Here is a 19,504-nt window from a genome sequence, read left to right as displayed (position 1 = left end):
CGGACCGTGTCGCCCGCCTGCCGGGTGGCACGGGCGGCGTGGCGGCATCGTAAAACTCCAAGGAGCTTTTGATGGGCCAGTACACCGCACCGTTGCGCGACATGCAGTTTGTCCTTCATGAACTGCTCGGCGCCGAAGCCGAACTCAAGGCGATGCCGCCGCACGCGGACATCGACGCGGACACCATCAACCAGGTCATCGAGGAAGCGGGCAAGTTCTGCTCGGACGTGGTGTTCCCGCTCAACCAGGTGGGCGACCGCGAAGGCTGCACCTACGTCGGCGACGGCGTGGTGAAGGCCCCGACCGGCTTCAAGGAAGCCTACGAGCAGTACGTGGAGGCCGGCTGGCCGGCGCTGGCCTGCGACCCGGCCTTCGGCGGTCAGGGCCTGCCGATCGTGGTCAACAACGTGCTGTACGAGATGCTGAACTCGGCCAGCCAGGCGTGGACCATGTACCCGGGCCTGTCGCACGGCGCCTACGAGGCCCTGCACGCGCACGGTACGCCGGAACTGCAGCAGGCGTACCTGCCCAAGCTGGTGTCGGGCGTGTGGACCGGCACCATGTGCCTGACCGAGCCGCATTGCGGCACCGACCTCGGCATCCTGCGCACGAAAGCCGAACCACAGGCCGATGGTTCCTACCTGCTGACCGGCACCAAGATCTTTATCTCCGCCGGCGAGCACGACCTGGCCGAGAACATCATCCACCTGGTGCTGGCGCGCCTGCCGGATGCGCCGCAGGGCACCAAGGGCATTTCGCTGTTCGTCGTGCCGAAGTTCATCCCCGATGCCAGCGGCAACCCGGGCGAGCGCAACGGCATCCAATGCGGCTCGATCGAGCACAAGATGGGCATCCACGGCAACGCCACCTGCGTGATGAACCTCGATGGCGCGCGCGGCTGGCTGGTGGGCGAGGCCAACAAGGGTCTGAACGCCATGTTCGTGATGATGAATGCCGCGCGCCTGGGCGTCGGCGCGCAGGGCCTGGGCCTGACCGAAGTCGCGTATCAGAACTCTGTGGCCTACGCCAAGGACCGCCTGCAGATGCGTGCGCTGACCGGCCCGAAGGCACCGGACAAGCCGGCCGATCCGATCATCGTGCATCCGGATGTGCGCCGCATGCTGCTGACGCAGAAGGCCTATGCCGAAGGCGGCCGCGCGTTCAGCTACTGGACCGCGCTGCAGATCGACCGCGAACTGTCGCACCCCGACGAGGCCGTGCGCAAGCAGGCCGGCGACCTGGTGGCGCTGCTGACGCCGGTGATCAAGGCCTTCCTGACCGACAACGCATTCACCAGCACCAACGAAGGCATGCAGGTGTTCGGCGGCCACGGCTACATCTCCGAATGGGGCATGGAGCAGTACGTGCGCGACGCCCGCATCAACATGATCTACGAAGGCACCAACACCATCCAGGCGCTGGACCTGCTGGGCCGCAAGATCCTTGGCGACATGGGCGCGAAGATGAAGGCCTTCGGCAAGATCGTGCAGGCATTCGTCGAGGAAGAGGGCACCAACGAGGCGATGCAGGAGTTCGTCAATCCGCTGGCCGACCTGGGCGACAAGGTGCAGAAGCTGACCATGGAAATCGGCATGAAAGCCATGGGCAACGCGGATGAAGTCGGCGCCGCGGCGGTGCCATACCTGCGCGTAGTGGGCCACCTGGTGTTCGCGTACTTCTGGGCCCGCATGGCCAAGATCTCGCTGGAGAAGGAAGGCACCGGCGACAAGTTCTACACGGCCAAGCTGGCGACGGCGCGCTTCTACTTTGCCAAGCTGCTGCCGGAAACGGCTGGCGAAATCCGCAAGGCGCGCGCCGGCTCGGCCACGCTGATGGCGCTGGACGCTGACTTGTTCTGACGGCCTGATTGCCCATCCTCTCTCCTCATGGCAGGAGGGAGGACCCGCCCTTCATCAAAACGCTCAATCCATCAGGAGCGCTCATGTCCAATTTCATCGTCAAGAAAGTCGCCGTGCTCGGCGCCGGCGTCATGGGGGCGCAGATCGCCGCCCATCTCGTCAACGCGCGCGTGCCGGTGGTGCTGTTCGACCTGCCGGCCAAGGAAGGCCCCAAGAGCGGGATCGCGCTGCGTGCCATCGAGAACCTGAAGAAGCTCTCGCCTGCGCCGCTGGGCATCAAGGATGAGGCCGGCCTGATCCAGGCCGCCAACTACGAAGACGATATCGCCCTGCTCAAGGAGTGCGACGTGGTGATCGAAGCGATTGCCGAACGCATGGACTGGAAGCACGACCTGTACAAGAAGGTCGCGCCGCACCTGGGCGCGAATACCATCTTCGCGTCCAATACCTCGGGTTTGTCGATCACCGGGCTGTCGGACGGCTTCGACGCCGACCTGAAGGCGCGCTTCTGCGGCGTGCACTTCTTCAACCCGCCGCGCTACATGCACCTGGTCGAGCTGATCCCGACCGCGACTACGCAGCCGGAAATCCTCGACAAGCTCGAAGCCTTCCTGACCACCACGCTCGGCAAGGGCGTGGTGCGCGCGAAAGACACGCCCAACTTCATCGCCAACCGCGTCGGCATCTTTTCGATCCTGGCGGTGTTCGCCGAGGCCGAGAAATTCGGCATCCCGTTCGACATCGTCGACGACCTGACCGGCTCGAAACTGGGCCGCGCCAAGTCGGCCACGTTCCGCACCGCCGACGTGGTGGGCCTGGACACCATGGCCCACGTGATCAAGACCATGCAGGACAACCTGCATGACGATCCGTTCGCGCCCGTCTACAAGACCCCGGCCGTGCTGAAGGGCCTGGTCGATGCCGGCGCGCTGGGCCAGAAGACCGGCGCCGGCTTCTACAAGAAGGAAGGCAAGGCGATCAAGGTGCTCGACGCCAAGACCGGCCAGTATGTCGAGTCGGGCAAGAAGGCCGACGAGATCGTCGTGCGCATGCTCAAGAAGGCGCCGGCCGAGCGCATCAAGCTGCTGCGCGAGTCGACCAATCCGCAGGCGCAGTTCCTGTGGTCGGTGTTCCGCGACGTATTCCACTACATCGCGGTCTACCTCGAACAGATCGCCGGTTCGGCGGCCGATATCGATCTGGCGATCCGCTGGGGCTTCGGCTGGAACTCCGGTCCGTTCGAGGACTGGCAGGCCGCAGGCTGGAAACAGGTGGCGGAGTGGGTGAAGGAAGATATCGAAGCTGGCAAGGCGCTGTCCGGCGCTCCGATGCCCGCGTGGGTGTTCGAAGGCCCCGTGGCCGAGAACCAGGGTGTGCATGCCGCGCAGGGTTCGTGGGCGCCGGCCACGCAGCAGTTCGTCGCGCGCAGCACGCTGCCGGTGTACCAGCGCCAGGTCTTCCGCGCCGCGCTGCAGGGCACGGCCGCGGTCGATCCGCGCAAGGCAGGCCGCACCGTGGAAGAGAACGACGCCGTGCGCATCTGGGTGGCCGAGGGCCAGGACGATGTGCTGGTGATCTCGTTCAAGAGCAAGATGAACACCATCGGGCCGGACGTGATCGACGGCCTGACGCGTGCAATCGACCTTGCCGAAGCCGAATACAAAGGCCTGGTCGTGTGGCAGCCGACATCGCTGCAGCTTGGCGCGCCGGGCGGCCCGTTCTCCGCGGGCGCCAACCTGGAAGCCGCGATGCCGGCCTTCATGATGGGCGGCGCCAAGGGCATCGAGCCCTTCGTGAAGAAGTTCCAGGACGGCATGATGCGCGTGAAGTATGCGGCGGTGCCCGTGGTATCGGCCGCATCGGGCATTGCGCTGGGCGGTGGCTGCGAACTGATGCTGCATTCGGCGGCACGCGTGGCGGCGCTGGAAACCTATATCGGCCTGGTGGAAGTGGGCGTGGGCCTGGTGCCTGCCGGCGGTGGTTTGAAGGAAGCCGCACTGGCGGCAGCGCGGGCTGCGCAAGCGGCCGGCAGCACCAACTACCTGCAGTTCCTGACCAGCCGCTTCCAGAACGCGGCCATGGCCAAGGTGTCGGCTTCCGCGCTCGAAGCGCGCCAGATGGGCTACCTGCAGGCCTCGGACACGATCGTCTTCAACGTGCACGAACTGCTCCACGTGGCGCAGAACCAGGTGCGCGCACTCGCCGACGCCGGCTATCGCGCGCCGCTGCCGGCATTGGTGCCAGTGGCCGGCCGCTCGGGCATTGCGACCATCAAGGCCTCGCTGGTCAATATGCGCGACGGCGGCTTTATCTCCGCGCACGATTTCTTGATTGCCGCGCGCATTGCCGAAGTGGTGTGCGGCGGCGACGTCGAGGCCGGCTCGCTCGTGAGCGAGGAGTGGCTGCTCGCGCTCGAGCGCAAGGCCTTCGTCGACCTGCTCGGCACCAGCAAGACGCAGGAACGCATCATGGGAATGCTGCAGACCGGCAAGCCCGTCCGCAACTAAGGCAGCGAGGAACAGACATCATGAAACAACTGCAAGACGCCTATATCGTTGCCGCCACCCGTACCCCGATCGGCAAGGCGCCGAAGGGCGCGTTCAAGAACATGCGCCCGGATGACCTGCTGGCGATGATCCTCAAGGCCGCCGTGGCGCAGGTGCCGTCGCTTGACTCGGCGCTGATCGAAGACGCCATCGTCGGCTGCGCGATTCCCGAAGCGCAGCAGGGCCTGAACGTGGCGCGCATCGGCGCGTTGCTGTCGGGCCTGCCGAACACCGTGGGTGGCATCACCGTCAACCGCTTCTGCGCCTCGGGCCTGAGCGCGGTGGCGATGGCCGCCGACCGCATCCGCGTGGGCGAATCCGATGTGATGATCGCCGCCGGCGTGGAATCGATGAGCATGGTGCCGATGATGGGCAACTCGCCATCGATGTCGCCCGACATCTTCACGCGCGACGAGAATGTCGGCATTGCCTATGGCATGGGCCTGACCGCCGAGAAGGTTGCGCAGCAATGGCAGGTCAGCCGCGAAGACCAGGATGCGTTCTCGCTGGCCTCGCACCAGAAGGCCATTGCCGCGCAGCAGGCGGGGGAATTCAACGACGAGATCACGCCGATCGAGATCGTCGAGAAGTTCCCGAACCTGGCCAGCGGCGAGGTCAGCGTCAAGACGCGCACCATCGCGCTGGACGAAGGTCCGCGCCTCGATACCTCGCTCGAAGGCCTGGGCAAGCTGCGCCCGGTGTTCGCCAACAAGGGCAGCGTGACCGCCGGCAACAGTTCGCAGACGTCCGATGGCGCCGGGGCGCTGATCCTGGTGTCCGAGAAGATCCTGAAGCAGTTCAACCTGGTGCCGCTCGCGCGCTTCGTGTCGTTCGCGGTGCGCGGGGTGCCGCCGCAGATCATGGGGATCGGTCCGAAGGAAGCGATTCCCGCGGCGCTGAAGGCGGCCGGGCTGACGCAGGATCAGATCGACTGGATCGAGCTGAACGAGGCCTTTGCCGCGCAGTCGCTGGCAGTCATGCGCGACCTGGAGCTTGATCCGGCCAGGGTCAATCGCATGGGCGGTGCGATTGCACTGGGCCATCCGCTTGGCGCGACCGGTGCCATCCGCTCGGCCACCGTGGTGCATGCGCTGCGTCGCCACAACCTGAAGTACGGCATGGTGACCATGTGCGTGGGCACTGGCATGGGCGCAGCCGGGATCTTCGAGCGCGTCTGAAGCATCGGGGGCGTTGCCTTGGCGGCGCCCCATCCCGTCATTGCAGCCACGTATTCCCACGAGAGGCATCCATGAGCATTCGCACCAGCATTGAGCAGGGCATCCTGACGATCGAATTCGATCGTGCCGAGAAGAAGAACGCCATCACGGCATCGATGTACCAGGCTATGGCCGACGCGCTGCGCGCGGGTGAGGCAGACAGCGCGGTCCGCGTGATCCTGATTCGCGGCAAGGACGAGATCTTCACCGCCGGCAACGACCTGGAAGATTTCATGCAGCGCCCGCCGACCGGCAGTGAAGGTACGGAGCCGGCACCGGTGTTCCAGTTCCTGGACCAGATCAGCCACGCGAGCAAGCCCATCGTCGCGGCAGTCAGCGGTGCGGCCGTGGGGGTCGGCACCACGCTGCTGCTGCATTGCGATTTCGTCTATGCATCGGAAACGGCCAAGCTGTCGCTGCCGTTCACGCAGCTGGGCCTGTGCCCGGAGGCGGCATCCAGCCTGCTGCTGCCGCGGCTTCTTGGCTACCAGCGCGCCGCCGAGAAGCTGATGCTGGGCGAGCCGTTCGGCGCGCAGGAAGCGCACCAGCTTGGTCTTGTCACACGCGTGCTGCCGGTAGCGGAACTGCACGTCTTTGCACTGCAGCAGGCGCGCAAGCTGGCCGCGCTGCCGGCCTCGTCGCTGCGCGAGACCAAGCGGCTGATGAAGGGTAACGACGTGGCAGTCGTCGAGAAGAAGATGGCCGAGGAGGGCGAAGTGTTCCGGCGCATGCTGGTGGCACCGGAAGCGAAGGAGGCGTTCACGGCTTTCTTCGAGAAACGCAAGCCGGATTTTACGAAGTTCAGCTGAACGGCGACCGCGCTGGCGATCCTGACGACGGCGCCTTACCGGAGCCTGGCTCGCCTCTCCCGCAAGAGGGAGAGGGGAGAAACCCCGCTGTGGCTCACTCCGCCGGCAACACCCTCGGCTGCCGGTCCTCATCCGTCGCCACATACGTCAGCGTGGCTTCCGTCACCTTGACGATCTCATTGCTGTGCCGCATGCGCTGCGCGTAGACCTCGACGGACACCGTGATCGAGGTGCGGCCGGTCTTCTCGATCTCGGCATAGAAGCTCACCAGGTCGCCGACAAACACGGGGTGCTTGAACAGGAAGGAATTCACGGCCACCGTGGCCACGCGGCCCTGGGCGCGCTCGACCGCGGGAATGGATCCGGCGATGTCCACCTGCGCCATGATCCAGCCGCCGAACACGTCGCCATGCACATTGGCATCGGCGGGCATCGGGACAACGCGAAGGGCGGGGCTCTTGCCGGCTGGCAGGGCGGGGACGGTATGGGGCGAGTTCATTGCGGGAAACCGGAAAGGAAGGGAAGGCGGCAATCGCGCCGAGGGGACGCAGCCGGGAGGCGCCCTGCCGGCCGGCGCGATCTCTGCGACAATCGGCCATTAGTCTGAATTCTATCGTATGCGCCGCTATTCCACGACCGCGGAACCGTCCCCCGCAAAGCCCGCCACGCTGTTCCCCGGCCAACGTCAGCCGCGCAGCGACTGGCAGACCGTACGCAACCTGGTGCCCTATGTCTGGCACTACAAGTGGCGCGTGATGCTTGCGCTGGTCTGCCTGGTGGCGGCCAAGGTCGCGAACCTGGGCGTGCCGGTGCTGATGAAGCGGCTGATCGACAGCATGAATATCACCGCCGGCGATCCACGCGCGCTGCTGGTGGTGCCGGTCGGCCTGATCGTGGCCTATGGCGTGCTGCGGCTCTCGTCGACGCTGTTCACGGAGTTGCGTGAAATCCTCTTTTCCAAGGTCACGCAGAGCGCGGTGCGGGAAATCGCGCTGCAGGTGTTCCGCCATCTGCATGCGCTGTCGCTGCGCTTCCACCTGGACCGGCAGACCGGCGGCATGAGCCGCGATATCGAGCGCGGCACGCGCGGCATCCAGTCGCTGATATCGTACTCGCTGTACAGCATCCTGCCGACGCTGGTGGAGATGGCGCTGGTACTGGGCTTTTTCGTGCTGCATTACGACATCTGGTTTGCTGCCATCACGGGCTGCGCGCTGGTGGGCTACATCGTCTTCACGATCGTCGTGACCGAATGGCGCACGCATTTCCGCCGCAAGATGAACGAGCTCGATTCGCGCGCGAATCAGAAGGCCATCGATTCGCTGCTGAACTTCGAGACCGTCAAGTACTTCGGCAACGAGGAGTACGAGACGCAGCGCTATGACGAGAACCTGCGCCACTACCGCACCGCGGCGATCCGTTCGCAGAACTCGCTCTCGTTCCTGAATTTCGGCCAGCAGACCATCATCGCGGCCGGGCTGATCCTGATCCTGTGGCGCGCCACCGTCGGCGTGGTGGCGGGCAAGCTGACGCTGGGCGACCTGGTGCTGGTCAACACGCTGATGATCCAGCTCTATATCCCGCTGAACTTCCTCGGCGTGATCTACCGCGAGATCAAGCAGGCCACCACCGACATGGATCGCATGTTCGTGCTGCTGGGCACGCACCAGGAGGTGGCCGACACTGCGGGCGCGCAGCCGCTCAGGGTGCAGGGCGCGGAAGTGCGCTTCCGCCATGTGCGCTTCGGCTATGAATCGAATCGGGTGATTCTCGACGATGTCGATTTCACGATCGCGGCGGGCACCACCACGGCGGTGGTGGGGCACAGCGGCTCGGGCAAATCGACGCTCGCGCGCCTGCTGTTCCGCTTCTACGACGTCAGCGACGGCGCCATCCTGATCGACGGGCAGGACATGCGCGAGATCACGCAGGACAGCCTGCGCCGGTCGATCGGCATCGTGCCGCAGGATACGGTGCTGTTCAACGACAGCATCTTCTACAACATCGCCTATGGCCGGCCCGATGCCACGCATGACGAAGTCATCGCTGCCGCGCGCGCGGCACAGATCGACCAGTTCATCCGCGAACTGCCGCAGGGCTACGACACGCCCGTCGGCGAGCGCGGCCTCAAGCTGTCGGGAGGTGAAAAGCAGCGCGTGGCCATCGCCCGGACGCTGCTGAAGAATCCGCCGATCCTGGTGTTCGACGAGGCGACCTCCGCGCTGGACTCGCGCACCGAGCAGGCCATCCAGGCGGAACTGATGCGGCTCGCGCAGAACCGCACCACGCTCCTGATCGCGCACCGCTTGTCCACCGTGGTTCATGCCGACCAGATCCTGGTGATGGACCATGGGCGCATCGTCGAGCGCGGCACCCACGCCGAGCTGATGCGCGCAGGCGGCCGCTATGCGGAGATGTGGGAAATCCAGGCGCGCAGCGCGGCACGCGGCGAAGCGGTACGGGACGAACTGGCGATCGACGTCGGCGACGCCACGCAGGACGCCTGAGCGCCGACGCTATGCGTAGTCGAGCGGCAACGCCGTGGTGTATTTGATCTGCTCCATGGCAAAGCTGGAACTCACGTCGGCGAGTTCCGAGCCCTGGATCAGCTTCTTGTACACGCGGTCATAGGCGGCGATGTCGGGCACGACCACGCGCAGCAGGTAGTCCGTGTCGCCGGCCATGCGGTAGAACTCGGTCACTTCCGGAATCGAGGCCACCAGCGCATGGAACTGCTTGAGCCATTTGACGTTGTGCTGGCTGGTGCGGACCGAGACGAACACCGTCACGCCGGCATTCAGCTTTGCGGCATCAAGCAGCGCCACGCGCTTGCGGATCAGGCCAGCTTCCTCGAGCTTCTGGATGCGGCGCCAGCACGGGGTGGAAGTCAGCCCGACGCGTTCACCGATCTCGGCCACCGGCACCGTGGCGTCTTCCTGCAGGATGGCAAGGATCTGTTTGTCGTAGCGGTCCATCGGTGTATGCGGTGTTCCCGGAAGTCGTGGCCCTTGGCGCCGCTACCGGGCGTGTCAGGCGTCGATGGTGTCAACCAGCAGGTTGACGCCGGTGGAAATGTGGTCCTGGTCCACGCCGTACACATGCAGCGACACCGCAACGGTGTCGCTGGCATTGCCGAGCGCATGGATGTGCTTCAGGCCTGCCGGCACGCTGAAGGTGGCGCCGGCACGCCGCTCGACGCTGCCGCTCTGCGCGGCGCGGCGGGTGGAAGGGTTCCACTGGTAGTGGCGCTCGCTCAGCGTGCCATGCAGCACGCGGTAGGCGCACCAGGTGCGATGCCCGTGCACCGGGCTCGACTGCCCGGGGCGCCAGACCAGCAACATGGCCGAGAACCGCGCGAGCGGATCGGCATAGACCAGGTGGCGCGTGTAGGCGTGCGGGCTGCCCAGCAGCGCGCCGGGCGGCAGGCAGGCCAGCAGCGTATCGGCGTCGGGCAGGCAGTTGTCGAGATGGCTGGCCACCATGCGGGCGCTGTGCGCGAAGGTGGCCTCCATGCTGAGCGCAAGCTGGCCCAGCGGGCCGGCGTGGACGGCGGTCGTGCTGCCTGCGGCGGCTGGACTGGGTGGCATGGCGGGCTCCGTGGCGTTCTTGGTATAGGGCAATCATAGGAGCGGCCGCGGAGCAAAGGCATGCATTCTGTCGTCGGATGTGGTGACGCCGTGCAATCACATGCTCTCAATATACAAATTGATGGAATGGCATTCTACTCCACCTCATTTTCACGAAATAGGTTGCATGCCAGTGCCACCGGCGCCCGGGCCGGTGGATAATCCGCGTCATGGAAATCAAATGGCTTGAAGACTTCGTCAGCCTGGCCGAGACGCACAGCTTCTCGCGCTCGGCCGAACTGCGGCATGTCACCCAGCCGGCGTTTTCACGCCGGATCCAGTCGCTGGAGGCGTGGGTCGGTACGGAGCTGATCGACCGCTCCAGCTACCCGACCAGCCTGACCGCCGCCGGCAAGGTGTTCTACGAACAGGCACTGGCGATGCTGGCGCAGGTCAGCGAGACCCGGGCGCTGATGCGCGGCCAGCGTTCATCCAACGCGCAGGTGCTGGAATTTGCCGTGCCGCACACGTTGTCGCTGACGTTCTTCCCGGAATGGCTCAAGGCGCTGGAGCGCAAGGTCGGCACGCTGCCGTGCCGGCTGCGCGCGCTCAACGTGCACGACGCGGTGCTGATGCTGGTGGAGGGCGGTTGCGACCTGGTGATGGTCTACCACCACGCGCGGCAGGCGATCCAGCTCGATCCATCACGCTATGACATGCTGGTGCTCGGCATGGAACGGCTGTCCCCTTACAGCGTGCCCGACGGCACCGGCAAGCCGCTGTACCGGCTGCCCGGCACGGACAAGAAACCGGTGCCGTTCCTGAGCTACACGCCCAATGCCTTCCTCGGCCGCATGGTGGACATGCTGCTGGCGGATACCTCGGAAGAGCTCAAGCTCGACAAATGCTACGAAACGGACATGGCCGAGGCGCTCAAGGTCATGGCGCTGTCTGGTCACGGCATGGCGTTCCTGCCCGAGAGCGCGGTGCGCGACGACGTGGCGCAGGGCCGGCTGGTGCGGGCGGAGTCCGCGCGCGGGTTGCCGCTGTCGATCGATATGGAGATCCGGCTGTACCGCGAACGTCCGGGCGAGAACGGCAACGACCGTCGGGCTACGGCGGCACGGAGGAAGCGGCAACTGGTGGATCAGGTCTGGTCGTCGCTGGTGCCGGCGCAGGCTTAACGATTGTTTGCTCCCTCTCCCGCAAGCGGGAGAGGGAGCAAACCGGCTGGTCTTCGCGGCGTTGCGCTGCCGCCAAACGTTATGCGCGTTTTGCATGACCGGATGAGCAAACGGCATTGGATTCCGAACTGGCCCCACGCCTAAGCTTGCGGGCATTCTCCACCCCGGAACCCACCCGATGTCTTCCGCAGCACCGACTCAAATTGCTGGCCAAAAGCACGCACTGCCGTCCTACCTCAACGCCGACAATCTCGGCCCCTGGGGCATCTACCTGCAACAAGTCGACCGTGTCACGCCCTACCTGGGCTCGCTGGCACGCTGGGTTGAAACCCTCAAGCGCCCCAAGCGCGCGCTGATCGTCGACGTACCCATCGAGCTGGACAACGGCACCATCGCCCACTACGAGGGCTACCGCGTGCAGCACAACCTGTCGCGCGGCCCGGGCAAGGGCGGCGTGCGTTTCCACCAGGACGTGACGCTGTCGGAAGTGATGGCGCTGTCGGCGTGGATGTCGGTGAAGAACGCCGCGGTGAACGTGCCCTACGGCGGCGCCAAGGGCGGTATCCGGGTGGATCCGCGCACGCTGTCGCACGCCGAGCTGGAGCGCCTGACGCGCCGTTACACCAGCGAGATCAACATCATCATCGGGCCGAGCAAGGATATCCCGGCGCCGGACGTCAACACCAATGCCCAGGTGATGGCGTGGATGATGGATACGTACTCGATGAACTCCGGCAGCACGTCCACCGGCGTCGTGACCGGCAAGCCGATCTCGCTGGGCGGCTCGCTCGGCCGCCACGAGGCGACCGGCCGCGGCGTGTTCGTGGTCGGCTCCGAGGCCGCGCGCAATATCGGCCTGGAGATCAAGGGCGCCCGCGTGGCGGTGCAGGGTTTCGGCAACGTCGGCGCGGTCGCCGCCAAGCTGTTCCAGGAAGCCGGCGCCAAGGTGGTGGCCGTGCAGGACCACCGCACCACGCTGTACAACCCGGCCGGCCTCGACGTTCCGGCGATGATGGAATACGCCTCGCACAGCGGCACGATCGAAGGCTACAAGGCCGAAGTCATCTCGTCGGAGCAGTTCTGGCAGGTGGACTGCGACATCCTGATCCCGGCCGCGCTCGAAGGCCAGATCACGGCGCAGAACGCGCCCCATATCCAGGCCAAGCTGGTCATCGAAGGTGCAAACGGCCCCACCACGCCGCAGGCGGATGACATCCTGCGCGAGCGCAATATCCTGGTGGCACCGGACGTGATCGCCAACGCCGGCGGCGTGACCGTGTCCTACTTCGAGTGGGTGCAGGACTTCTCGAGCTTCTTCTGGACCGAAGAGGAAATCAACCAGCGCCTGGTACGGATCATGCAAGAGGCATTCCGCGCAATCTGGCAGGTGGCGCAGGACAACAAGGTAACGCTGCGCACGGCCGCGTTTATCGTGGCCTGTTCGCGGATCCTGCAAGCGCGCGAAATGCGCGGCCTGTATCCCTGATGCGAACGCCGTTGCGCCGTGACTTTGATTGTTGCGGCGCAGCAACCTGGCAATAACCGCCTGACGCGGCCCGAGGATTTGTCTCAGGGCCGCGTTGTCGTATCCGGCAACGGGTGCGCACCTATGCCGTGAATTCCACTTCTAGGAGTAAAACCCAGTTGTTTTGAGCGGGATGCTGCGCAATACTGTTTCATCTGTGGGACATTCGTCATTAGAAACCCGCCTTTCTCTCTTCATGGTCAAGGAGATGTTATGAAATTTGCCAAGTTGGCTTCCCTGATGCTGGCCGCTGGCCTGGTGTGCGGTACCGCACAGGCAGCCGAGCAACTGACGGGCACGCTGAAGAAGATCAAAGATACCGGTGTGATTACGCTTGGCGTGCGCGATTCGTCGATCCCGTTCAACTACAACCTCGGCGGCGTGCGTCAGGTCGGCTATTCCTACGATATCAACATGAAGATCGTGGAAGCCATCAAGGACCAGCTCAAGATGCCGAACCTGCAGGTGAAGGAAATCCCGATCACCTCGCAGAACCGCATCACGCTGCTGCAGAACGGCACCATCGACATCGAGTGCGGCTCGACCACCAACAACCTGGAGCGCCAGAAGCAGGTTTCCTTCACGGATTCCATCTTCATCATCGGCACGCGCATCATGGTGAAGAAGGATGGCGGCATCAAGGACTGGGCCGACCTGAAGGGCAAGAACGTGGTGACCACGGCCGGCACCACCTCCGAGCGCCTGCTGCGCAAGATGAACGATGACCAGAAGCTGGGCATGAACATCATCAGCACCAAGGACCATGGCCAGTCGTTCCTGACGCTGGAATCGGGCCGCGCGGTGGCATTCATGATGGACGACGCGCTGCTGTACGGCGAGCGCGCCAAGGCCAAGAACCCGGCCGACTGGATCGTGGTCGGCAAGCCGCAATCGCGCGAGGCCTATGGCTGCATGATCCGCAAGGACGACCCGCAGTTCAAGAAGGTTTCCGACAACGTCATCGCCGGCATGATGAAGGACGGCGCCATCAACACGCTGTACACCAAGTGGTTCATGCAGCCGGTGCCGCCGAAGGGACTGAATCTCGATTTCCCGCTGTCGGACGACATGAAGGCGCTCATCAAGAACCCGAACGACAAGGCGCTCGACTGACCTGCTGAAATCAGGCGCGCGAAACGGAAGGCGAGTCCTTCCGTTTCTTTTTGAGGACGCATCATGAACTACAACTGGCATTGGGGAGTATTCCTCGAGCAGGCGGCCCAGAACGAGACCTACCTGGACTGGATGATTTCCGGCCTGAAGGTCACGGTCGCGCTCGGGCTATCGTCCTGGGTCATTGCACTCGCCATCGGCTCCGTGCTGGGCGTGCTGCGCACCGTGCCCAACAAGTGGCTGTCGGGCCTTGCCGCGGCCTATGTCGAGCTCTTCCGCAACATTCCGCTGCTGGTGCAGCTGTTCATCTGGTACTTCGTCGGCCCCGAGCTGCTGCCCGGCGGCGAGGCCATCAAGCAGATGAACCCGTTCACCCAGCAGTTCCTGGCGGCGATGCTGTGCCTGGGCACCTTCACTGCGGCCCGGGTCTGCGAGCAGGTGCGCTCGGGCATCAATTCGCTGCCGCGCGGCCAGCGCAATGCGGGCCTGGCCATGGGTTTCACGCTGCCGCAGACCTATCGCTTCGTACTGCTGCCGATGGCCTTCCGCGTCATCGTGCCGCCGCTGACGTCCGAGTTCCTGAACATCTTCAAGAACTCGGCCGTGGCGTCGACGATCGGCCTGCTCGAACTGGCGGCGCAGGGGCGGCAACTGGTGGACTACACCGCGCGCCCGTATGAGTCGTTCATCGCGGTGACGGTGATGTACGCGGTCATCAATATCGTCGTCATGCTGATCATGCGCTGGGTCGAGGCCCGCAGCCGCGTGCCCGGTTTCATCGGCAGCAAGTAAGGGGGCGCCATGGCATACGAATTCGATTTCAGCTCCATCACACCCGCCACGCTCGATGTGCTGGGCGAAGGCATGCTGGTCTCGCTCAAGATCACGGTTACGGCCATCGTGGTGGGTATCGTCTGGGGCACGATCCTGGCGATGATGCGACTGTCGTCCATCAAGGCGTTCAACTGGTTTGCGCAGGGGTACGTGACCATCTTCCGCTCCATCCCGCTGGTGATGGTGCTGTTGTGGTTCTTCCTGATTATTCCGCAACTCCTGCAGAGCGCCTTCAACCTGTCTCCGGCATCGGACCTGCGCATGACGTCGGCGCTGATCGCGTTCTCGCTGTTCGAGGCGGCGTACTACTCGGAGATCATCCGGGCGGGTATCCAGAGCGTGTCGCGCGGGCAGATGTTCGCCGCGCAGGCGCTCGGCATGACCTACGGGCAGACCATGAAGCTGGTGATCCTGCCGCAGGCGTTCCGCAACATGGTGCCACTGCTGCTGACGCAGGGCATCATCCTGTTCCAGGATACGTCGCTGGTCTACGTGAGCGCGCTGGCTGACTTCTTCGGCCAGGCCTACGGCGTTGGCGAGCGTGATGGCCGCATTGTGGAAATGCTGCTGTTCGCCGGCCTCGTGTATTTTGTTATCTGCTACTCCGTTTCGCTGATGGTCAAGCGTTACCAGAAAAAGGTGGCCCTATGATTGAAATCAACAATGTATCCAAATGGTATGGCTCCTTCCAGGTGCTGACCGACTGCACCACCAGGGTTGCCAAGGGCGAGGTCGTGGTGGTTTGCGGACCGTCGGGCTCGGGCAAGTCGACGCTGATCAAGACCGTCAACGCGCTGGAACCGTTCCAGAAGGGCGATATCCTGGTGGACGGCACCTCGGTCGGCGACCCGAAGACCAACCTGCCCAAGCTGCGTTCGCGCGTGGGCATGGTGTTCCAGAACTTCGAGCTGTTCCCGCACCTGTCGATCACCGAGAACCTGACCATCGCGCAGATGAAGGTGCTCGGCCGCTCGAAGGAAGAGGCCACTGCCAAGGGCCTGAAGTACCTGGAGCGCGTGGGCCTGAAGAGCCAGGCGGCCAAGTACCCGGGCCAGCTCTCGGGCGGCCAGCAGCAGCGCGTGGCAATCGCGCGCGCGCTGTCGATGGACCCGATCTGCATGCTGTTCGATGAACCGACTTCGGCGCTGGACCCGGAGATGGTCAACGAAGTGCTGGACGTGATGGTGCAGCTCGCGCAGGAAGGCATGACCATGATGTGCGTGACCCACGAAATGGGCTTTGCACGCAAGGTGGCCAATCGCGTGATCTTCATGGACGCGGGCAAGATCGTCGAGGACTGCGCCAAGGAAGAGTTCTTCGGCAATATCGAGCAGCGCTCGGATCGCGCGAAGCAATTCCTGTCGAAGATCCTGCAGCACTGAGCCTGCACTGAGCCTGTAGCACGCCGCAACAAGAAAGGGACGCCATGGCGTCCCTTTCTTGTTGGCGGATCCGTCCGGCGTCAGGTGCAGGCCGTATTGGCCGCGTTCTTCGCCTGCACTTCGGGTGGGATCGGCACGGACAGCGTCATCTCCGGACGTCCGTCGATGAACATGATCAGCTCGCCCGGCTCGAAGCGCGTCCAGGTCTCGTTGTCGGTCAGCGGCTGGGTGGCGATCACCGCAACCCGGTCATCCTGCGTGGTGATCTGGGCGAAGTCGATCGACAGGTCGGCGTCGATCAGGTGTGCGGTCGAGAACGGCCATTGCCGCACGATGTAGTACAGCCGCGTCGAGCAGTGCGCGAACAAGGCCTGCCCGTTGCAGAGCAGGTAGTTGAAGACGCCGTGCGTGGTGATCTCGCGCGTGATGTCCCCCAGCGCATGGCATAGCTCGTTCAGCGGCGGCTGCGAGCCCGGGAAGCGCTTGCGCAGGCCCTGCATCAGCGTGCAGAAGGCGAGTTCGCTGTCGGTGTCGCCCACGGGCTGGTAGACGCCGGACAGGAACGGCGCGAAGTTCAGCAGGTCGCCATTGTGCGCGAAGATCCAGTGCCGGCCCCACAGCTCGCGCATGAACGGGTGGCAGTTCTCGAGCAGCACCGTGCCCTGCGTGGCCTTGCGGATGTGCGAGATGACGTTCTTGGACTTGATCGGGTAGCGCTTGATCAGGTCCGCGACGGGCGATGTGCCGGCCGACTGGTTGTCGATGAAGAGCCGGCAGGCCTTGTCTTCGAAGAACGCCACGCCGAAGCCGTCGGAGTGGTGATCGGTCACGCCGCCGCGGGCGGCGAAACCGGTGAAGGAGAACGTCACGTCGGTCGGCGTGGCGCAATTCATGCCTAGCAGCTGGCACATGGCGGGGCACCGGGGCGGCAGGGGGCTGCCGCTTTGCAATAGAATGCAGACATTATCCAACGCCCCCGGGCCGCTGCCAAGCACATGCCCCAAGGGTGCCTCCGGCCATCCCGCAACACGCCTCCCGACCGCTATGAGCCAATACAAGATTGCCGTGATTCCCGGAGACGGAATCGGCACGGAAGTGATCCCCGAAGGCATTCGCGTCATGGATGCCGCCGCGCGCAAGTTCGGCATCGACTTCCAGTTCGACCACTTCGATTTCTCCAGCTGCGACTACTACGCCCGCCACGGCAAGATGCTGCCGGACGACTGGTTCGACACGCTTGTGAAATACGACGCGATCTATTTTGGCGCCGTCGGCTGGCCCGATGCCGTGCCCGACCACGTGTCGCTGTGGGGCTCGCTGCTGCAGTTCCGCCGCTCCTTCGACCAGTACGTGAACCTGCGGCCGGTGCGGCTGATGCCGGGTATCAAGAGCCCGCTGGCTGACCGGAAGCCCGGCGATATCGATTTCTACGTGGTGCGCGAGAACACCGAGGGCGAGTATTCGAGCATCGGTGGCCGCATGTTCCCGAATACCGAGCGCGAAATCGTGATGCAGGAAACGGTGATGAGCCGGGTCGGCGTCGATCGCATCCTGAAATTCGCGTTCGAACTGGCGCAGAAGCGTCCGAAGCGGCACCTGACCTCCGCGACCAAGTCCAACGGCATCTCGATCACGATGCCTTACTGGGACGAGCGCGTGGAGGCGATGGCGGCGCACTACCCTGGCCTGAAGGTCGACAAGTACCACATCGACATCCTGACCGCGCACTTCGTCCAGCATCCCGACTGGTTCGACGTGGTCGTGGCCAGCAACCTGTTCGGCGACATCCTGTCCGACCTGGGCCCCGCGTGTACCGGCACCATCGGCATCGCGCCATCGGGCAATATCAACCCGGACCGCACGTATCCGAGCCTGTTCGAGCCGGTGCACGGCTCCGCGCCGGATATCGCCGGGCGCGGCGTGGCCAACCCGATCGGCCAGATCTGGTGTGGCGCCATGATGCTGGAGCACCTTGGCCATGATGAGGCCGGCGCGGCGGTGCTGGGCGCGATCGAGAAGGTGCTGGCCGCAGGGCCCGAACATGCGCCGCTGACGCGTGACATCGGCGGCAAGGCCGGTACGGCGGACCTTGGCCGCGCGATCGCGGAGGCACTGTGATGGCGGCGGGCGGTTACAAGGGCGATCCGCGCGCGCTGCTGCTTGAGACGTTCCAGGCCGCGGTGGCGGCCGCCGATCCGCTCAAGATCGTGGCCGGGCACCTGCCGCCGCCGCAGGCTGGCGGGCGCACGCTGGTCGTGGGCGCGGGCAAGGCTGCGGCGTCGATGGCGCTGGCAGTGGAGCGGGCCTATGCCGGCAAGACGCAGATCGAGGGACTGGTGATCACGCGCTACGCGCATGGGCTGCCGACCGACCATGTGCGCGTGATCGAGGCCGGACACCCGGTTCCGGATGAGTCCGGCGAACAGGGCGCGGCCGAGATCCTGGCCCGCGTGTCGGCGCTGACGCCGCAAGACCGCCTGCTGGTGCTGGTGTCTGGCGGGGGCTCGAGCCTGCTGTCGCTGCCGGCCGAAGGCATTCCGATGGCGGACCTCAAGGCGACGACGAAGGAACTGCTGCGCTGCGGCGCGCCGATCACCGAGATGAATATCGTGCGCAAGCACATCTCGCGCATCCAGGGCGGGCGGCTCGCGCAGGCCAGCCAGGCGCCGGTGACGACGCTGATCGTCTCGGACGTGGCTGGAGATGACCCCAGCGCGATTGCTTCAGGGCCGACCGTGGCAGATCCCAGCACGTTCGCCGATGCGCTCGATATCCTGCGGCGCTATGGCGCCACCGTTCCGGCGAGCGTGCAGTCGCACCTGGAGCGCGGCGCCCGCGGGGAGATCCCGGAAACGCCCAAGCCCGGCGACCCGCTGTTCGGGCGCGTCGAAAACCGCATGATCGCCACCGCGCATGGCAGCCTGCAGGCCGCCGCGGCGCTGTTCCGGGAACGCGGCATCACCCCGGTGATCCTCGGCGATACGGTTACCGGCGAAGCGCAGGAGGTCGCGCGCGTCTATGCCGCGCTGGTGCGCGAAATTCGCGCGTACAATGCGCCGTTTGCCGCGCCCGTGGCACTGATCTCGGGCGGTGAATGCACGGTCACATTGCCGGCCGGCGGTGGCAGCGGCAAGGCGAGGGGCGGGCGTTGCTCGGAATTCCTGCTGTCGCTGGCTATCGAACTGGCAGGCATGGACGGCGTGCATGCCATCGCGGCCGATACCGACGGGATCGACGGTTCCGAGGACAATGCGGGGGCGCTCGCGGGCCCGACCACCCTCGCGCGTGCCGAAGCGGCTGGCGTGCCGGCGCGGCGCCAGCTTGACGCGCACGATGCCTGGGGCCTGTTCGATGCCATCGGCGGCCTGGTTGTGACCGGCCCCACGCGCACCAATGTGAACGATTACCGCGCCATCCTGATTCTCTAACTTCCAGACCGCCTGCCGCACTCGCGGCGGCAGGCCCAGCA

General features: G+C 65.0%; 17 protein-coding genes. 13 read left to right on the top strand and 4 right to left on the bottom strand.

The features are described from left to right. Positions 1-71 precede the first annotated feature (71 nt). From AC3FKH_RS00560 to AC3FKH_RS00545, 4 genes are all read left to right on the top strand, one after another. Positions 72-1,859 (top strand): acyl-CoA dehydrogenase C-terminal domain-containing protein, encoded by a 1,788-nt coding sequence (locus tag AC3FKH_RS00560; protein ID WP_488672064.1) that lies wholly within the window; start codon positions 72-74, stop codon positions 1,857-1,859. Between the two features lie 83 nt (positions 1,860-1,942). Further along, positions 1,943-4,366 carry a 3-hydroxyacyl-CoA dehydrogenase/enoyl-CoA hydratase family protein gene (locus AC3FKH_RS00555; RefSeq protein ID WP_488672063.1) on the top strand — a complete coding sequence of 808 codons (2,424 nt, stop codon included), beginning with the start codon at positions 1,943-1,945 and terminating at the stop codon, positions 4,364-4,366. Positions 4,367-4,383: 17 nt separating this feature from the next. After that, a complete protein-coding gene (locus AC3FKH_RS00550; protein WP_488672858.1) occupies positions 4,384-5,583 on the top strand; it encodes an acetyl-CoA C-acyltransferase in 1,200 nt (399 codons plus the stop codon). A gap of 71 nt (positions 5,584-5,654) precedes the next feature. Continuing rightward, positions 5,655-6,431 carry an enoyl-CoA hydratase gene (locus tag AC3FKH_RS00545; protein WP_488672061.1) on the top strand — a complete coding sequence of 259 codons (777 nt, stop codon included), beginning with the start codon at positions 5,655-5,657 and terminating at the stop codon, positions 6,429-6,431. A 94-nt stretch (positions 6,432-6,525) separates the two neighbouring features. Here AC3FKH_RS00545 and AC3FKH_RS00540 read toward each other — a convergent pair whose 3' ends face one another. Beyond that, positions 6,526-6,930, bottom strand: coding sequence for an acyl-CoA thioesterase (locus tag AC3FKH_RS00540; RefSeq protein WP_488672059.1), 405 nt, complete (start codon positions 6,928-6,930; stop codon positions 6,526-6,528). A 118-nt stretch (positions 6,931-7,048) separates the two neighbouring features. On the opposite strand from AC3FKH_RS00540, the gene AC3FKH_RS00535 reads away from it, so the two are divergent. Continuing rightward, positions 7,049-8,938: an ABCB family ABC transporter ATP-binding protein/permease gene (locus AC3FKH_RS00535; protein ID WP_488672057.1), complete on the top strand. Its 1,890-nt coding sequence runs from the start codon at positions 7,049-7,051 to the stop codon at positions 8,936-8,938. A gap of 9 nt (positions 8,939-8,947) precedes the next feature. On the opposite strand, the gene AC3FKH_RS00530 is transcribed toward AC3FKH_RS00535, so the two are convergent. Together AC3FKH_RS00530 and AC3FKH_RS00525 are read right to left on the bottom strand one after the other, a co-directional pair. Continuing rightward, positions 8,948-9,406: an Lrp/AsnC family transcriptional regulator gene (locus AC3FKH_RS00530; protein ID WP_483731236.1), complete on the bottom strand. Its 459-nt coding sequence runs from the start codon at positions 9,404-9,406 to the stop codon at positions 8,948-8,950. Between the two features lie 54 nt (positions 9,407-9,460). Further along, positions 9,461-10,018, bottom strand: coding sequence for a cysteine dioxygenase family protein (locus tag AC3FKH_RS00525; protein WP_488672056.1), 558 nt, complete (start codon positions 10,016-10,018; stop codon positions 9,461-9,463). Positions 10,019-10,227: 209 nt separating this feature from the next. Here AC3FKH_RS00525 and AC3FKH_RS00520 point away from each other — a divergent pair, with 209 nt between their 5' ends. From AC3FKH_RS00520 to AC3FKH_RS00495, 6 genes are all read left to right on the top strand, one after another. After that, entirely contained in the window at positions 10,228-11,181 is a 954-nt protein-coding gene (locus AC3FKH_RS00520; protein ID WP_488672054.1) for a LysR family transcriptional regulator, read from the top strand. A gap of 178 nt (positions 11,182-11,359) precedes the next feature. Next, the gene (locus tag AC3FKH_RS00515; RefSeq protein WP_488672052.1) at positions 11,360-12,667 is read left to right on the top strand and encodes a Glu/Leu/Phe/Val family dehydrogenase; all 1,308 of its coding nucleotides are present in this window, start codon (positions 11,360-11,362) and stop codon (positions 12,665-12,667) included. A 252-nt stretch (positions 12,668-12,919) separates the two neighbouring features. Then, positions 12,920-13,819, top strand: a complete 900-nt coding sequence (locus AC3FKH_RS00510; RefSeq protein ID WP_488672050.1) for a glutamate/aspartate ABC transporter substrate-binding protein — start codon at positions 12,920-12,922, stop codon at positions 13,817-13,819. 63 nt (positions 13,820-13,882) lie between these two features. Then, positions 13,883-14,611, top strand: a complete 729-nt coding sequence (locus AC3FKH_RS00505; RefSeq protein WP_483710436.1) for an amino acid ABC transporter permease — start codon at positions 13,883-13,885, stop codon at positions 14,609-14,611. Between the two features lie 9 nt (positions 14,612-14,620). Then, positions 14,621-15,304 carry a glutamate/aspartate ABC transporter permease GltK gene (gltK, locus tag AC3FKH_RS00500; RefSeq protein ID WP_488672048.1) on the top strand — a complete coding sequence of 228 codons (684 nt, stop codon included), beginning with the start codon at positions 14,621-14,623 and terminating at the stop codon, positions 15,302-15,304. Further along, positions 15,301-16,035 (top strand): amino acid ABC transporter ATP-binding protein, encoded by a 735-nt coding sequence (locus AC3FKH_RS00495; protein ID WP_483710438.1) that lies wholly within the window; start codon positions 15,301-15,303, stop codon positions 16,033-16,035. Before gltK ends, AC3FKH_RS00495 begins: the two co-directional genes overlap by 4 nt. An 80-nt stretch (positions 16,036-16,115) precedes the next feature. On the opposite strand, the gene AC3FKH_RS00490 is transcribed toward AC3FKH_RS00495, so the two are convergent. Next, complete coding sequence (locus AC3FKH_RS00490; protein WP_488672046.1) at positions 16,116-16,946, bottom strand: class II glutamine amidotransferase; 831 nt, start codon at positions 16,944-16,946, stop codon at positions 16,116-16,118. A 133-nt stretch (positions 16,947-17,079) separates the two neighbouring features. On the opposite strand from AC3FKH_RS00490, the gene AC3FKH_RS00485 reads away from it, so the two are divergent. Further along, positions 17,080-18,153, top strand: a complete 1,074-nt coding sequence (locus tag AC3FKH_RS00485) for a tartrate dehydrogenase (RefSeq protein WP_488672044.1) — start codon at positions 17,080-17,082, stop codon at positions 18,151-18,153. Continuing rightward, positions 18,153-19,463: a glycerate kinase type-2 family protein gene (locus AC3FKH_RS00480; protein WP_488672042.1), complete on the top strand. Its 1,311-nt coding sequence runs from the start codon at positions 18,153-18,155 to the stop codon at positions 19,461-19,463. Before AC3FKH_RS00485 ends, AC3FKH_RS00480 begins: the two co-directional genes overlap by 1 nt. Positions 19,464-19,504 lie beyond the last annotated feature (41 nt).

This window comes from Cupriavidus sp. 21MJTG02-4 (genome assembly GCF_057798975.1).
The sequence above is the reverse complement of the archived record's forward strand: the minus strand, read 5'-3'. Positions and strand labels throughout refer to the sequence as shown.

Bases quoted from the DNA above. Each gene is read 5' to 3' on its own strand.
- AC3FKH_RS00510 (WP_488672050.1), top strand. From the start codon at position 12,920: ATGAAATTTGCCAAGTTGGCTTCCCTGATGCTGGCCGCTGGCCTGGTG.
- AC3FKH_RS00505 (WP_483710436.1), top strand. From the start codon at position 13,883: ATGAACTACAACTGGCATTGGGGAGTATTCCTCGAGCAGGCGGCCCAG.
- AC3FKH_RS00525 (WP_488672056.1), bottom strand. From the start codon at position 10,018: ATGCCACCCAGTCCAGCCGCCGCAGGCAGCACGACCGCCGTCCACGCC.
- gltK (WP_488672048.1), top strand. From the start codon at position 14,621: ATGGCATACGAATTCGATTTCAGCTCCATCACACCCGCCACGCTCGAT.
- AC3FKH_RS00555 (WP_488672063.1), top strand. From the start codon at position 1,943: ATGTCCAATTTCATCGTCAAGAAAGTCGCCGTGCTCGGCGCCGGCGTC.
- AC3FKH_RS00540 (WP_488672059.1), bottom strand. From the start codon at position 6,930: ATGAACTCGCCCCATACCGTCCCCGCCCTGCCAGCCGGCAAGAGCCCC.
- AC3FKH_RS00535 (WP_488672057.1), top strand. From the start codon at position 7,049: ATGCGCCGCTATTCCACGACCGCGGAACCGTCCCCCGCAAAGCCCGCC.
- AC3FKH_RS00495 (WP_483710438.1), top strand. From the start codon at position 15,301: ATGATTGAAATCAACAATGTATCCAAATGGTATGGCTCCTTCCAGGTG.
- AC3FKH_RS00545 (WP_488672061.1), top strand. From the start codon at position 5,655: ATGAGCATTCGCACCAGCATTGAGCAGGGCATCCTGACGATCGAATTC.
- AC3FKH_RS00515 (WP_488672052.1), top strand. From the start codon at position 11,360: ATGTCTTCCGCAGCACCGACTCAAATTGCTGGCCAAAAGCACGCACTG.
- AC3FKH_RS00480 (WP_488672042.1), top strand. From the start codon at position 18,153: ATGGCGGCGGGCGGTTACAAGGGCGATCCGCGCGCGCTGCTGCTTGAG.
- AC3FKH_RS00560 (WP_488672064.1), top strand. From the start codon at position 72: ATGGGCCAGTACACCGCACCGTTGCGCGACATGCAGTTTGTCCTTCAT.
- AC3FKH_RS00530 (WP_483731236.1), bottom strand. From the start codon at position 9,406: ATGGACCGCTACGACAAACAGATCCTTGCCATCCTGCAGGAAGACGCC.
- AC3FKH_RS00520 (WP_488672054.1), top strand. From the start codon at position 10,228: ATGGAAATCAAATGGCTTGAAGACTTCGTCAGCCTGGCCGAGACGCAC.
- AC3FKH_RS00490 (WP_488672046.1), bottom strand. From the start codon at position 16,946: ATGTGCCAGCTGCTAGGCATGAATTGCGCCACGCCGACCGACGTGACG.
- AC3FKH_RS00485 (WP_488672044.1), top strand. From the start codon at position 17,080: ATGAGCCAATACAAGATTGCCGTGATTCCCGGAGACGGAATCGGCACG.